Raw genomic sequence first — 14871 nt, 5'->3', positions numbered from 1 at the left:
GATGCCTTCTGAAAGAAGGAAAGGCGGAATTTTCCCAAAAAGGAGTGGGCGGAACAACTTCGGCCGACCTTTTATTATTTATGCGTCAGCACTGGCAGAGGCGCTACGCCTTGATACGCTGATTTATGGGCCTGTTCAGGGCGGTTGACACAAATAAGAAATTCAGACTCCCGTGGCAAAAAAGAGCTGGACAGGTTTGGGCGTTGAACAGGTTTCGTTCAGCCACCTGGCCTTATCTTTGATGGGGCCGTCTTTCATCAACCTCGCCTGTTCCGGACATGCCTTGATACAGGCGCAGCACAGAATACAGTCTGCGGCAATGGTGGCATATCCTTTTTCCGCATCAATCGCCTCTGTCGGACATGCCGTGGCACAAATCCCGCAGTTCGTGCACATATCGGTCACCTCAATGAAGTCCGGGGCTCCCTTGCCCATGCCTTCCTTGTACGGAAAATTTCCCGGGACTTTCAAGGCGGAAATTTTTTTTAACTCAGTGGTTGTTTTGAGTAAATTTCCGGTATCGGCGCCAAAGTCTTCGGCCTGTTTCAGATCGTTTTCATCCGGCCGGTTCATGGCAACGGGAATATCCGTACTGGCAAAGGAGTGTTCGCCAATGAAGGCTGCCCCGGAAACAGGGATAAATCCGCATGCCGATGCAATATCCTTAAGTTCCAGTAAGGCATCCTCATATTCCCTGTTTCCGTATACTACGGTGAGTATGGCCGGGGTGCCGGCCGCCGTCATCTTTTTAAAGAAATCAGCGGCATCTGCGGGCAGGCGGCCGGCATATACCGGTGCCCCTAACAGCACGATATCATTGTCGTCAAAGGGTTCAAGCTCGGTCTCCCGAATTTTTGGACTGGTGAAGTTGACGGCCGTGATTTCAGCGCCACTGATTTCCAAACTCCGGGCAAGGCCCTGGGTTATTCCTCTAAGCACTGTTTCCGTTGTTTTGGTGGGACTGAAATATACAAGGGTAATCTTTTTCATGCCTGAAACCTCCATTTCTTGTGTTCTATCGTATCCGGGTATCTTTCACAAAGGGTAAAACGGCGGCCTTTAATGCCACCATATCATCGGCGCTTAGAAAATGTTCATCCACGGCGGCAAAACCCGGATCCAGCACATCCACGTTCCGTGAGCAGGGCTGGAGCACATAGGATTCTGCCCCCCGGATCATTTTGCCGATATTTTCCATAATCCCAGGCGAGACAAACGGTCTTGCACAGGTGGTCCTGAATTCATAGGCCGGTGCTTTTTTCATGATCAGCGCAATACTTTCCATGATCCGGTCCAGGTGTCCGGGATTTTTCATCACCATGGGATAGTGGTCTATATCTGTTTTAATGTCCATGGCCAGATAATCCACAAGGCCCTGATCAAACAGAACGTCCAGCACTTTAGGCGCTGTGCCGTTGGTGTCCAGCTTGACTTTATATCCCATCTGTCTGACCGTTTGGATAAAATCAGTCAGATCCGCTTGAAGGGTGGGTTCTCCGCCGGTAACCACAACACCTTCAATCATGCCCTTGCGTTTGTCCAGAAATTTTAAAATTTCTCTCTGATCCGGGTTGTCGGACTGGCTCAGGTTTAATGGATTCAAACCCGAATTACCGGAACTGACGCCCCTGTCGGGACGGGCAGTTCCGGTAGCAAGATCCGGATTATGGCAATAGGGGCAGGTGAAGTTACACCCCCGGGTAAACACCACACAGGCTATGGTTCCCGGAAAATCAATCAGGGAATTTTTTTGAAATCCGCCAAGATACATGGGTAACGGTTTTTAAACGGTTATGATGCGATCTTTGCCGCCACCTTCTGGGGGGTATAGGTCTTGCGCATGTGAAATTCTGTCTGTTTGCCGTTGTTCCACTGGCTCACCGGCCGCAGATAGCCCACTACTCTTGAGTAGATTTCCGTATCGGCATTGCAGGTTTCGCATTTGGCATGTTCCCCTGCAATATAACCGTGGGTGGGGCAGACACTGAAGGTGGGTGTCAGGGTGAAATAGGGCAGGCGGAAGGTGTTGGACACCTTGGAGACCATGTGTTTGACTGCCTCCACGTCTGAGACCTCCTCACCCAAGAACAGGTGCTGAACCGTGCCGCCGGTGTATTTGGTTTGCAGTTCGTCCTGAAGTTCCAGCGCCTCAAACAAGTCATCGGTATAGTTTACCGGCAGGTGGGTGGAGTTGGTGTAAAAGGGGTCGGAACCGTTTTTAAACTCTTCTTCGTTGGCGCAGACAATGTGTTTGAATTTCTTTTTATCCAGTTTGGCAAACCGGTAGGTGGTGCCTTCGGCAGGGGTTGCTTCCAGATTGAATATTTCACCGGTGCTTTCCTGCAGGCTTTCGATTTTGCTGCGGATATGATCCATGGCCTTGACAGCAAAGGCCTGGCCCCGGGGGGTGGCAATGCCGCTGTCCGTGCCCAGGAAATTCAGGCAGGCTTCATTCATGCCCAGAACGCCAATGGTGGAAAAGTGGTTGCGCCAGTAAACACCGGTGTTTTCCTTGATTTGTCGCAAATAGAATTTTGAATAGGGATACAGGTCGCCTTCGGTGAACTTTTCAAGAATTTTGCGCTTGATACCCAATGATTCGGCACTTATGTCAATCAGCTTATCCATGCGGTTGAAAAAATCTGCCTCATCCTCGGCAAGGCGCCCGATCCTGGGCAGATTCAAGGTGACAACCCCGATGGAGCCGGTCAACGGATTTGCACCGAAAAGCCCGCCTCCACGCTTGCGCAGTTCCCGGTTGTCCAGTCTGAGCCGGCAGCACATGGAGCGTGCATCCTCGGGGTCCATGTCGGAATTGACAAAGTTGGAAAAATAGGGGATGCCGTATTTGCCCGTCATTTTCCATATATTTTCCAGTTTGGGATTTGCCCAGTTAAAATCCGCCGTGATGTTGTATGTGGGAATGGGGAATGTGAATACCCTGCCCTTAGCATCACCTTCCATCATCACTTCTGCAAATGCGGAATTAATCATGTCCATCTCATTTTGGAATGCGGCATAGGTGTCTTTCTGGTATTTTCCGCCAATAATGACAGGGGAATCCTTGAGCATGGCAGGCACGTTCAAGTCCATGGTGATATTGGTGAAAGGTGTTTGAAAGCCCACCCGGGTTGGGATATTGATGTTGAAAACAAATTCCTGCAACGCCTGTTTAACTTCTTTGTATTCAAGCTTGTCATATCGGACAAACGGGGCCAGCAAGGTATCAAAATTGGACATGGCCTGGGCTCCGGCCGCTTCTCCCTGCAAGGTATAGAAAAAGTTGACGACCTGGCCCAAGGCGCTTCTGAAATGTTTGGGCGGAGAGGACTCTACCTTGCCGGCCACGCCTTTGAAGCCTTCAAGGAGAAGATCCTGCAGATCCCAGCCCACACAGTATACGGACAGAAGGCTTAAGTCATGGATATGGATATCTCCGCTGTAATGGGCATCCCGGATGGCCGGGGGATAGATTTTATTGAGCCAGTATTCGGCTGTGATATCCGAGGAGATGTAGTTGTTTAGTCCCTGGAGGGAGTAACTCATATTCGAGTTTTCCCTGACCTTCCAGTCCATGCGGCTGATGTAAGATTCCATGAGGCCGACGTTTTCATTGATGGCAATTTTCCGGATCTGGTTGTGCTGCTCCCGGTAGATGATGTATGCCTTGGCGGTTTTGTAAAACGGGGAATCCAGAAGTACCCGCTCCACAATATCCTGGATCTCCTCCACCTCGGGAATGGGCCCAAGTTGAAGGTCACGGGCAAGGGTCAGTACCCGCATGGTCATTTTTTTTGCATCCCTGCCGTTGAATTCCTTGGTTGCTGCACCTGCTTTGATCAAAGCGTTTGTTATTTTAGAAGAATCAAACGCAGCTACCCGTCCGTCTCTTTTTTTGATTTGTTCAAACATTTGACTACCTCTTGAAATCTGATTGATATTCACATACTCTGATGAGAATGCAGACGGGGAACCCCGGGCTGCAGCTTAAATTTAACGCGATATGTAGTTGTGTGTCAATACAAAAAAACTATATGTTGTGTTTTTAACACAAATCACACAAGGGTGTCATGCAACTTGACCAGAATCCGTTTTTTAGAAAAACCATAACACCGTGGTATGATTCAAACTTCGCCTGCTGGCTCCTGATTTGGTCTATGGTGCTGGTCTTTTGTTTTGCCGTGGGCGGAGTGATTGTGGCTGGTGACGATCCTAGGCTTGCCCGCCATATATGGTTTCCGTTGCTGCTGGCCGGGCTTTCCGGTTTTCTGGTTGTTAAGGTTTATGTGCGGTTAAACAACAGGATCAACAACGAGTAGCTCGTGCCCATCAGAAATAGCCTTTTTGCCCAATTGTGAGCTAAAGCTCTTCTTCGAACCTTCGTTGGATGAAAATGCTTATTTCTGGAAAGGCACGAGTTAAATGTCTCCGACTACCTCTATCAGGTGGTGAACAATCTGGGCTGTAACTCCCCATATCACCACATCTTCGTATGGATAAGTCAGTTCCTTGACACCGGGCCTGTGGCCGGCATAGCCGTTTTTCCGGTGGGTTTTCAGGAGCGTTTCAAAGGGAATTTCAAGCACTCTTGAAATTTCTTCGGTCTCAAAAACGATGTCATCTTTCTGGTTCCAGATACCTGTAAACGCTTGGATGTCCCGGTTTTTCAAGGTCTGAAAATGTCCCAGTGATCCGATATACTGCACATTTTCAGAAAGAATGCCTGTCTCTTCATAAAGCTCACGAAAGGCCGCTTGCTTGGCCGAAGCGTCTGTTTGTTCCACATGTCCGCCTGGAAAAGCCATCTGGTTGCGCCAGGCATATCCTTCCCGGTCCGCTTTCTGGATGAACAGCAGGGCAGGTTCCCGGTTGAAAAGAAAGAGTGCCATCACGGATGTGGGCTTAAACTGCGCAGGATCCGGGGCCGGCGGATGGGCGGCCGAAACAATAGCTGAATTTATTATTTCAATATATGATGAGATGTTCATGGATCATCCTTTTAAACTATATCTATCAAGCCTACAATCTTAATCTGCCGTTGTCAAACCGGGCCTTTTTGAATTTTAACCCGTTGTCTTGACAATTAGTTTTTAGCGACAATTATTATTAAAAAAATTTAATTTTAATCGTTAAACCGTAAAGTTCTTAGGAGTTATAATGGCAGAAAAAGAAACCAGACAATTTAAAACCGAAGTTCAGCAGCTTTTGCATCTGATTATTCATTCTCTTTATTCCAACCAGGAGATTTTTATCCGGGAGTTGATTTCAAACGCCTCGGACGCCATTGACAAAGCCAGATTCAAGGAACAGACAGAACCGGATCTGTTTGCCGATGACAATGATTATCATATTCGCCTGGCTGCGGACAAGGAAGCCAAAACCTTCACCATCACGGATAACGGTATCGGCATGACCTTTGACGAGGTCAATGACAATATCGGCACCATTGCCCAATCCGGCACTGCAGCCTTTATGGAAGCACTGGAAAAGTCAAAGAATGAAACCGGCCTCTCCCCGGAACTCATTGGACAGTTTGGCGTGGGCTTTTATTCTGCTTTTATCGTGGCAGACAAGGTGCGCCTGGATACCAAAGCCCCGGGACAGGAAAAGGGGGTCCGGTGGGAATCCGACGGTAAGGGTGAATATACCCTTGAAGAGATTGACAAGGAAAAACGGGGTACACAGATTACCTTGTTCCTCAAAGATCCGGAAGAAGGCGAGCAGGATTTCACCGAAGAGTATGTCATCCGCAACATCGTTAAAAAGCATTCCGATTTCGTCACCTATCCCATTATCATGAACGTGGAGACCAGCGAGCCCATTCCTGAAAATGAGATTATCAAAGACAAGGACGGCAAGCCCATCGGAGAGACCTACCGGAAAGTCAGAAAAGACGAGACCCTGAACTCCATGAAGGCGATCTGGGCCAAGTCCAAGGACGATGTGACCGAAGAGGAACATAAGGAGTTCTATAAACACATCTCCCATAACTGGGATGACCCCTGTGAAATTATCCACAAAAAGTTTGAAGGGGTGACCGAGTATGATGTGCTCATGTATCTTCCCTCCAAGGCCCCCTTTGACATGTTCCGGCCGGAACGTAAACACGGCATGCAGCTTTACTGCAAGCGGGTGTTTATCATGGATGACTGCAAGGAGCTTTTGCCCGAGTATCTGGGCTTTGTCCAGGGCATTGTGGATGCACCGGACCTGAATCTTAATGTCAGCCGCGAGATTCTGCAGGAAGACCGCTTGGTCAGAAATATCCGCAAGAATCTGGTCAAACAGATTTTTAGCGTGCTCGAAGGCATGGAAGATGAGAAATACATTGAATTCTACGAGGAGTTTGGCCAGGCCCTTAAGGCCGGTATCCCCACGGATTACGATAATAAGGAACGGCTGGCATCGTTGCTGCGTTACAAAACCACCAAGTCCGGTGACAAATATGTGACCCTTGACCAATACATTGAAAACATGCAAGAGGGCCAGAAAGAGATTTACTACATCACGGGTGAAAATCTGGCCTCTCTTGTCAATTCCCCGCTGCTTGAGGCGCTCAAAGCAAAGGATTACGAAGTCCTTCTCATGGTGGACCCCATTGATGAATGGGTGACCCAATCCCTGCCCGAGTACAAGGAAAAGAAACTGAAAAGCGCGGAAAAAGGCGACCTTGACCTGGAAAAGGTGGATGACGAAAAGAAAAACGAGTATTCTGCGTTGCTCTCTTTTCTTAAAGGCAAGCTGGAAAGCAAGGTCAAGGACGTGGTGGTCTCCAACCGGCTCAAGGACTCTGTTTCCTGTCTGGCAGGCGATGAGTGGGCCATGAGCGCTTATATGCAGAAAATCCTGAAAGCATCCGGCCAGAAAGCCCCGGATCAGAAGCGTGCCTTGGAAGTCAATGTTAACCATCCGGTCATGGAAAAAATTAAGTCCGTGTTTGAATCTGACACCACAAACCCCGTGCTTACGGACTATTGCGACCTGCTTTATGATATTGCCGTGATTTCCGAAGGCGGCAAGCTTGATAATCCGGCACGGTTTTCCTCTCTTGTGGGAGATCTTATGGCAAAATCCATATGAAAATTTGCCTTGAAAGCCTGGGCTGTTCAAGAAACCAGGTGGACAGTGAAATTATGCTTGGCCGGCTGACTGCAGCCGGCCATCAGATCATAACTGACCCGGTTCAGGCTGATGCCATCATCATAAATACCTGCGGGTTTATCTCAACCGCCTCCCAGGAGGCGGTTGATGTTATTTTGGAGATGGCTGAATTTAAAACCACCGGTGTGTGCCGGCACCTGGTTGTTACCGGTTGTCTTGTCCAGCGGTATAAGGATGACCCGGATCTTTTGGATAGTTTGCCGGAAGTGGATGCTTTTTTAGGCACTGCAGCCTGTGATCATATCGTAAGCGCCGTGGAAAATGCCGGCAAGACCCCATTTACCCTGTTTCCAGAGCCCGACACCCGGCAGGTGGACACCCCTGTGCAGGCCCGGGAACTTCTTTGTGAAAAAACCGCCTACATCAAGGTGTCCGAAGGATGCAGCCGTCATTGCACCTATTGTATTATTCCCAATCTGAGAGGACGCCAGCGTTCCCGGCCCGTAGAACTGATCTGCGATGAGGCGTCTGCGCTTCTTGATCAGGGCGTTAAAGAGGTCATCCTCACAGCGGAAAACACCACGGACTACGGTCTGGATTTGGATGGACCGGACTTTCATACGGTGCTTGAAAAAACTGCGGAAACTATGGCCCGAAAAGATCCGGCCGCCTGGCTGCGGTTTTTGTATACCCACCCGAGTACCCTTGATGAACGGGTCATTAAAGCGGTGCAACGCCATCCCAATATCTGTTCATACTATGATGTGCCCATTCAGCATGCCCATGATGAGGTCTTGAGACGCATGGGCCGGCCGTATACCCGGCAGGATCTTACCCGGTTCTTTTCCGATATTCGACAGCTGGATCCGGATGCCGTGTTGCGGACCACCGTAATCGTGGGCTTTCCCGGGGAGACAGACCAGCAGTTCAAGGACCTGTTGGCATTTATACAGGAGGTGGAATTTGATCACCTAGGGGTATTCACCTATTCCGACGCCCATGACCTGCCCGCCCACAAGTTAAACGATCATGTCCCCGAAGACCTGGCCGAACTGCGGCATGACACCATTATGGCGGCCCAGGCAAAGATTTCAGAAAAACGCAATGCCCGGCATGTGGGCCGTGTCTATCCGGTTCTTGTGGAAGAAAGTCCTGAGGACGGGGTATACATCGGCAGAACCCCGTTCCAGGTGCCTGAAGTGGATGGGGTAACATTTATTTATTCAGATGGACTGGACATAGGCAGCTTGGTTCAGGTAAAAATAACCGACGCATTTGAATATGATATTGCCGGGGAGATGGTGTGACAAAAAATATAAAAAAAGAGATTATGGCGCTGGCCGGTCCGGACCTTTTGCTGGTGGAGCAGGCCCTTGAAACAAATTTGACCCCGAATCTGGATCTGGTCAGGCAGGTGGCAGGCCATCTGCTGTTTGCCGGCGGTAAAAGGCTGCGGCCGCTGCTCATGATCCATGCCGCCCGCATGTGCGGGTTCCAGACCGGGCAGGAAATCGAGTTCTCCACTATTTTTGAGTACCTTCATGCAGCCACTTTGCTCCATGATGATGTGGTGGACGGCTCTGATACACGCCGGGGCAAGCCTTGCGCCCATACCCTGTGGGATGCGCCCACAGTGGTACTTACAGGGGATTTCCTTTTGGCCACAGCGCTAATTATTGCCGCAAAAACAAAATCCCCCCGGGTCATTGAAGTGATCGCTCAAATTACGGCAGACATGTCCCAGGGCGAAATTCTCCAGATGGAAAAAAAGGGGAACCCGGACCTCACAGAAGATGAGTACAATGAAATCATAGAGCGAAAGACCGCCGTTTTGATCCAGGGTGCCTGCCGCACCGGTGCCATTGTGGCCAAGGCCGATGAAAATCGGGAAACCGCCCTTAAAAATTACGGCTGGCACTTGGGCATGGCCTTTCAGATGGCCGACGATCTGCTGGACTATACCGCCACCGCCGAACAGCTGGGCAAGAATCCCGGGGCGGATATGCGGGAAGGCAAGTTGACCCTGCCCCTGATTTACAGTCTTGGAAAGGCCGATGCCCAGGACCGCGAATGGATGCTGGATGCCATGGCCCGGCCACAGTTTAATCCGGACGAGTTTGAAAGTCTTAAAGTCCTTCTGACCCGTTTGGGCGGCATTGAATATACAAACAACCGGGCCCTTGCCCATGTGCAGTCAGCCCGAACCGCCTTGGATATTTTTCCTGAATCCGATTCAAAATATCTGTTGGAACTGATTGCGGATTATTCCATCCTCAGAAAGGTATGACCATGATCTCTCCATTCCGATTTTTATTGGCCGCATTTATCATTGCGATTTTTTGTTTTTCCCTGGCCGGGGCAATGGCTGCCGGGCAGGATAGTGTCTACATCACCACCGGCCGGCATAAAATAAGCGGTCAGGATACGTTAAGTGCCAAAAAGGCTGCAGTGACAGATGCCTTGGAAAAGGCGGTTCAAAGTGCTTTTGTCTCTGTGGTATCCCAGAAGAAATTGGGCGAAAATCTTGATTTTCTTTACGACCAGCTTCTTGTCCGTACCATGGATTTTGTGTCTACGTACCGGGTTATTAACGGCAGGGCCCACAATGGGGCATATCTTGTGGGCGTAGAATCAAAGATCAGCCTGGACCTTATGAAGAAACGCCTGCGTGATTCCGGTATCTTCAACCAGGCCCGGAACAATCCAAAGGTTCTTTTGCTCATTGCAGAACAGGGACTTGAAGATACGCAACCCCGGTGCTGGTGGTGGCAACCGGAAGGACAATCCTATACCTCCATTGCTGAAAAAAGCCTGAAAGCCGTATTTGAGCACGCCCATATTCCTTTGGTTGTTACAGGGAATAATTATCCTGATCCTGCTGCCTATCATGTTGTATTTTCTGCCATGGATGACCAGGCAGCCGCCATGGCCATGGGGCAGGCCCTTGGGGCCGACATGGTCGTTTTTGGCATGGCATCGGCCCAGGAGTCCGCGAACCGGATGGGTAATGAAAAAACCTTTGAGGCGGGTGTTTCCTTTACGGTGCTGGATATGGCTTCCCAGAAAGAGGAGATCCGCACCACTGCCACTGCGACGGCCAAAAGCACGGATGCCCAGGGCGCAGACCAGGCACTTGTCCAGGCCGCAGATACCGCCGGGCAAGCCTTGAAGGAAAAACTTGAAGGGTTCTGGGCCCAGGCCATGAAAGAGAAAAGAGCCTTTGATCTTTATGTGGAAGGGGACAATTTTCTGACCCGGTTTATTGCCCTGAAACGTCAGCTCAAAGACATCCGGGAGATTGAAGATATTTCGCCCCGGGAGCTTGGATCTTCCCATGCCATTATGGAGGTCAACTATAAAGGTACCCCTGCCCAGTTTGCCAATGCTGTGATGCTGAGAACCTTTGAGGAATTCGGTATTGAAGTTTCCGTGGTTTCTGATGAAGCGGTGAAAATAAGATTTGTAGCCTCCCCGGACAACAACGTGGCCCCCCAGACGCCCCAGGACGACACAAAAGTTATTGCCCCGCAGCCGGACACCTTTCCCCAGGGATCGGACAACACGACCGGCCAGGGAATTATTCAGGAAACACTGCAAGAATAGCTTCAATATTCTTGACATAATTTCAAGGGTCTGTTAGAAATTACCTAAATTTAATGGCGCGTAACTCAGTTGGTAGAGTGCTACCTCGACACGGTAGAAGTCAGCGGTTCAAGTCCGCTCGTGCCAACCATAAAAATCAAGCACTTACGAAAAAGTTCGTAAGTGCTTTTTTAGTTTTTGCTACCGGCTGCTGCCAAAACAATTAATTGAAAACCCGCGGGGTTGGTCCGCCCCCTGTCAAAATATAAGCGGGCGTGCTTTGGCTGCCCCCCGGAGTTATGTGTTAGCTTTCCGGAAACTCTCATTCAGGTATGCCCGGATCTGGATGAGAAATTCTGGTTTTCTTATTGGAGTGTATTGTATTTTTTCCAATTGTCCGCTAAGAATGAGAAAGGATATACTAATTGACATTTTTTTCGATAGCGTTGAAAAAAACTTGCAAATGTTTATTCTCCTTATATTATGGAAGTTCGTGTTTAATAAGAAATATGGTTTTTTGTGGCAATTGAATTTAATAAAAAAATGATTAAAGAATCAAATAGATAGTGGTAAGTATTATGAATAAATTGCCCGCTAAAATAGATCCTTGTCCGGTTCAGGAAGCAATTCTTGAAATTCGATATTCATCGAAATTCCCTAGTGATGCCATTTTTGGTATGTTTTATGGAAAAATTGGAAGCCTATTTGATGGAAAACCTATTTCATTACCAATACTCCAAATCCCGGAAGCTATAAGGCGTCAAGATCCATCATTAAAATATAAAGCCTATCATCAATTCGTGAGTGGTAAACATACCCTAAACATTGGGCCAGATGTCTTAACTTTTTCGACTAATACCCCCTATTGTGGATGGGAAGAATGGTCTGCCTTCTTCTATGAAATTTTGTCAAAAAGCATTGACGCTGAAGTTATGACTAAAGTTGAAAGGTTAGGCCTTAGATATATCAACCATTTCAAAAACAATATTTTTGGGAAAATACACTGCGAAATTGACTTAATTGGTAAAAAGCTAAAAAAAGAGTCAACAAATATCCGTACAGAAGAGGTGGATGGAGATTACATAAAAATCCTTCAAATTGGCAATTCTGTCACCATGGTGAAAGGGAACCATTCGATTTCAGGCTCCATTATTGATATTGATATCTTATGCAACATCGAAAATTCAATGTCTTTTTTAAAGAATTATATTGAGGTTGTTGAAAACGCCCATATTAAAGAAAAAGAACTCTTTTTTTCTTTAATGAAAGACTCGTTTCTTGAAGAATTCAATCCTATTTATGGAGAATAGTCATGGTAGAATTATCAAGCTCGACAAACTCGGTTTATAAAATGGTCATAGGCATTGGCACAGCATCATTAATTTCTCTGAATTTCACACCGGATTCTGCCGGCCAAGTGTATGCAGGTACGTCCTATGATTATCAGTATGAATGTACATCTGAGAATCAATGCTTTTATCAATTGAAACATGAAACAATGAGGCAGGCATCGCACCAAGACAGTTTGGAGCCAATCGTTGCTATGCCAGTAGTAAAAAAAATAAAAGTGAGATTTAATAAGCCTCGAAAACTCTCATTTCATGCTGTTGAGAATGAAGAAGGGTTTCTGAGTTAGCAATATGAATTACCCATGGTACAAAGAGGTTCATGACTCTGATTCTATTACGCAAGGAGATATAATTTTTGAATGCCCGATCCCTTCTCCAGATGAAAATCTGTTTCAGGCTATTCTTGATGAAGCTGAAGAAATAGAGTCGAGTATAGATTTACAGACTGCGGATATAATAATTTTAACTCAAGCCTGTGATATCGAGCACGATAAAATTGATTCTGTTGTGTTATGCCCCATATGGCCCCTTAGTACTTTGATAGAAACAAATTCATATTTTAAAGCGAGCAAGGCCAGAGAAAGTTTAAGGCAAGGAAAAGAGCCCGCCTATCATTTATTAGGCGAATATACCTCAGATAAAATCAAATTAGATTTTTCAATTGTTGATTTTCATCGGATCTATTCATTGCCAAAAAAATACATAAAACAAATAGCCAAAAATAGAACAACAAGATTGCGGTTGCTACCACCATATAGAGAACACCTTTCTCAAGCATTTGCTCGATATTTTATGAGAGTGGGTCTCCCAATCGATATTGAGAAAGACGCCATAAAGGCGTATTCATAATATTTAATTTTTGCCTAAAATGTGCATAGTTTAATTGGTGAAAGATCAGGTCGGCCATGGCTGTTATTAAAAATCAGACAAAAAAATCAAGGGGTTACGTAAAATTTTTCGTAACCCCTTTTTGATTTTTGTGCCTCTCTCAATTCAAAAAGTATACTCTTCGGAAAAAATTCACCCGGCTCCAATACCATTTTTTATAAAGGTAAATACGGCCATGAGTACACACATCAGGGAACTTACAACAATCATGGCCCGGATTTCTTCTGGTCCAAGTTTTCGGACTGCGGGATATTTTGCTGCCATGGCGATTAGAAAAACAATGACGATAAAGGGCAGGGCCGGCAGATACAGGTTCATGGATCTTGCCGTTACAATTGAGAGAATCAGGCCGATAGCGGCCACAGGGAAAAATGCCCGGGATTTGTTTTGCCTTTGTTTTGATCCGGCAAGGCTGAATATATTGTCGCTCATGCCGAACCGAAGGGCGCCTGCGGACAGCAGGGCCACCACGACCCAGTCGGTGACACCGAATATGGGCATGAAATAATCATTGCCGGGCATGGGCATTTTGACCAGGAAAAAATCTACCAGGGGCACCGGGCCTGTCATACCTTCCCGGTAATAGTCGGAAATATCTTCTGCAAAATTTCGGGTGGGGCCTGAAAAGACACTGAATATGTCGGACAATGCCACGGCCATGCCGATGGGAATAAATTCAGACGGCCGCTTCAGGGGGATGACCAGCCAGTGAGCTGCCACACAGGCTAAAAGCACCAGGGTTGCCGTGGACAAGGCTGTAACGATATTGTTTTTCAAACCTGCCTGGCCCACCGGCAGGTAGAGTATTATAAAGATCAGGGTCAAAGCGCCTATCCAGGACAGACGCCGGGCAGTGTTTGTGCCGATGGCCGGTTCAATTTGTCTTTGATAAATCCGGGTCATCCAGGCCAGGCAGACAATCAGGCCCACAATGATGATATAATTAAACCCGGGCCGGGCCGCTTCCGGCAATATCCGGCCCAGGGCTTGGAATCCAAGTGTGCCAAGGCCCCAGACCAGGTATATGCTGATTATAGGCCGAATCGTTATTCCTATCTGTCGGCGGCACTGCCTATCCCGAGAAGATCGGCGATATTTGCAGAGGGGTCAATTTTAGGTTCAATCTGCGGGGTTGCACAGGTCAACAACGTGGAGACGCCGGGGCCGTGACCGGCCAGCAGGCAGTTCGAGTGTACCACAATACCAATGGAGACCGCGCCCTGGACATAGGCCCTGCCATAGGAATTGTCATGGTCCATCAGGGCCACAAAATCCCCGAACCTGATTTTGTTCAGGTTGTATTTTTTCACGGTTTCGGGATCCGAAGTCATGACATCATAATCACCTGCCCCCACATGGGCCCGGCCAACACCTGATCCCATGCAGGGCGCAGGCACAATGGTAGTCACCGGTACCTGGAGAACCCCTGCGCCGGTTTCAACAATATTCATCTTTCCCAGCAGTTCCGGGTCCAGGTTAAACAGTTTGATATCAGGATAGTCGGTCAGGGTTAGCCCCTGACCTTTGGCCCGGATCAGGATCTTGTCTTCATAGCTCATCTTTTCCTTGGTTTTCCGAGGGAACTCTACAATCACATGCTCGGAACCGCCGTGGTGGCCAATGACGACACCGGTGTCTCCCTGGGCGTCCCCGGAAATAATTTTCGCCTGGTTGCCCACACAAGAGAACAGCTGCAAGGTGTTGTTGGGGAAATCATTTGGTTTTTCCATATTGGCCGTGCAGGATACCCCGGGTTCGATATGGTCACCGGCCAAGCCAAATGCCGGATCCCCGGCCTGGACATTGAGGGTGATGCCGCCGATGCCGGGCAGAAGAAATGGATTTCCCTTATGGTCTACTTTCCAGCCGGCCCCTGCCCGGGGCATGCCGGGTTTGCAGGCCAGAAACATTTCAACCACTTTATCTTTGTTTGTTTTTAACATGATATATA

The 14871-nt window shown here is 48.0% G+C and carries 14 protein-coding genes and 1 tRNA gene; 9 read left to right on the top strand and 6 right to left on the bottom strand.

Annotated features, from left to right (window positions below; all coding sequences use genetic code 11):
• Positions 1–162: 162 nt before the first annotated feature.
• The 3 genes from B147_RS0111480 to B147_RS28215 are packed head-to-tail and all read right to left on the bottom strand — an operon-like array spanning position 163 to position 3912.
• Positions 163–990, bottom strand: coding sequence for an EFR1 family ferrodoxin (locus B147_RS0111480; RefSeq protein WP_020587343.1), 828 nt, complete (start codon positions 988–990; stop codon positions 163–165).
• Positions 991–1015: 25 nt separating this feature from the next.
• Positions 1016–1771 carry an anaerobic ribonucleoside-triphosphate reductase activating protein gene (locus B147_RS0111475; protein WP_020587342.1) on the bottom strand — a complete coding sequence of 252 codons (756 nt, stop codon included), beginning with the start codon at positions 1769–1771 and terminating at the stop codon, positions 1016–1018.
• A 20-nt stretch (positions 1772–1791) separates the two neighbouring features.
• A complete protein-coding gene (locus tag B147_RS28215; protein WP_020587341.1) occupies positions 1792–3912 on the bottom strand; it encodes a ribonucleoside triphosphate reductase in 2121 nt (706 codons plus the stop codon).
• A 158-nt stretch (positions 3913–4070) separates the two neighbouring features.
• Between B147_RS28215 and B147_RS0111465 the strand changes: the two genes are divergently transcribed.
• On the top strand, positions 4071–4319 hold the full coding sequence (locus B147_RS0111465; protein ID WP_020587340.1) for a hypothetical protein: 249 nt from the start codon (positions 4071–4073) through the stop codon (positions 4317–4319).
• 99 nt (positions 4320–4418) lie between these two features.
• Here the strand turns inward: B147_RS0111465 and B147_RS0111460 are convergent, their stop codons facing one another.
• The gene (locus tag B147_RS0111460; RefSeq protein WP_020587339.1) at positions 4419–4988 is read right to left on the bottom strand and encodes an NUDIX hydrolase; all 570 of its coding nucleotides are present in this window, start codon (positions 4986–4988) and stop codon (positions 4419–4421) included.
• Positions 4989–5157: 169 nt separating this feature from the next.
• Here B147_RS0111460 and htpG point away from each other — a divergent pair, with 169 nt between their 5' ends.
• From htpG to B147_RS30265, 8 genes are all read left to right on the top strand, one after another.
• The gene (htpG, locus tag B147_RS0111455) at positions 5158–7080 is read left to right on the top strand and encodes a molecular chaperone HtpG (RefSeq protein ID WP_020587338.1); all 1923 of its coding nucleotides are present in this window, start codon (positions 5158–5160) and stop codon (positions 7078–7080) included.
• Entirely contained in the window at positions 7077–8408 is a 1332-nt protein-coding gene (rimO, locus tag B147_RS0111450) for a 30S ribosomal protein S12 methylthiotransferase RimO (protein ID WP_020587337.1), read from the top strand. The genes htpG and rimO overlap by 4 nt, the downstream gene beginning before the upstream one ends.
• Positions 8405–9388 carry a polyprenyl synthetase family protein gene (locus tag B147_RS0111445; protein ID WP_020587336.1) on the top strand — a complete coding sequence of 328 codons (984 nt, stop codon included), beginning with the start codon at positions 8405–8407 and terminating at the stop codon, positions 9386–9388. Before rimO ends, B147_RS0111445 begins: the two co-directional genes overlap by 4 nt.
• A 2-nt stretch (positions 9389–9390) precedes the next feature.
• Positions 9391–10704, top strand: coding sequence for a hypothetical protein (locus B147_RS0111440; protein WP_020587335.1), 1314 nt, complete (start codon positions 9391–9393; stop codon positions 10702–10704).
• Positions 10705–10758: 54 nt separating this feature from the next.
• Positions 10759–10834, top strand: a tRNA-Val gene (locus B147_RS0111435).
• A gap of 427 nt (positions 10835–11261) precedes the next feature.
• The gene (locus B147_RS31180) at positions 11262–11993 is read left to right on the top strand and encodes a TIGR04255 family protein (protein ID WP_083927884.1); all 732 of its coding nucleotides are present in this window, start codon (positions 11262–11264) and stop codon (positions 11991–11993) included.
• Positions 11994–11995: 2 nt separating this feature from the next.
• Positions 11996–12319, top strand: coding sequence for a hypothetical protein (locus B147_RS0111420; RefSeq protein WP_020587332.1), 324 nt, complete (start codon positions 11996–11998; stop codon positions 12317–12319).
• A gap of 4 nt (positions 12320–12323) precedes the next feature.
• Entirely contained in the window at positions 12324–12881 is a 558-nt protein-coding gene (locus B147_RS30265) for a hypothetical protein (RefSeq protein WP_020587331.1), read from the top strand.
• A 171-nt stretch (positions 12882–13052) separates the two neighbouring features.
• On the opposite strand, the gene B147_RS0111410 is transcribed toward B147_RS30265, so the two are convergent.
• Complete coding sequence (locus B147_RS0111410; RefSeq protein WP_020587330.1) at positions 13053–13892, bottom strand: hypothetical protein; 840 nt, start codon at positions 13890–13892, stop codon at positions 13053–13055.
• 80 nt (positions 13893–13972) lie between these two features.
• Positions 13973–14863, bottom strand: coding sequence for a DUF4438 domain-containing protein (locus B147_RS0111405; protein ID WP_020587329.1), 891 nt, complete (start codon positions 14861–14863; stop codon positions 13973–13975).
• Positions 14864–14871: the final 8 nt, after the last annotated feature.

This window comes from Desulfobacter curvatus DSM 3379 (assembly GCF_000373985.1).
GTDB classification, from domain to species: Bacteria; Desulfobacterota; Desulfobacteria; order Desulfobacterales; family Desulfobacteraceae; genus Desulfobacter; species Desulfobacter curvatus.
This window is presented reverse-complemented; position numbering and strand designations above follow the sequence as displayed.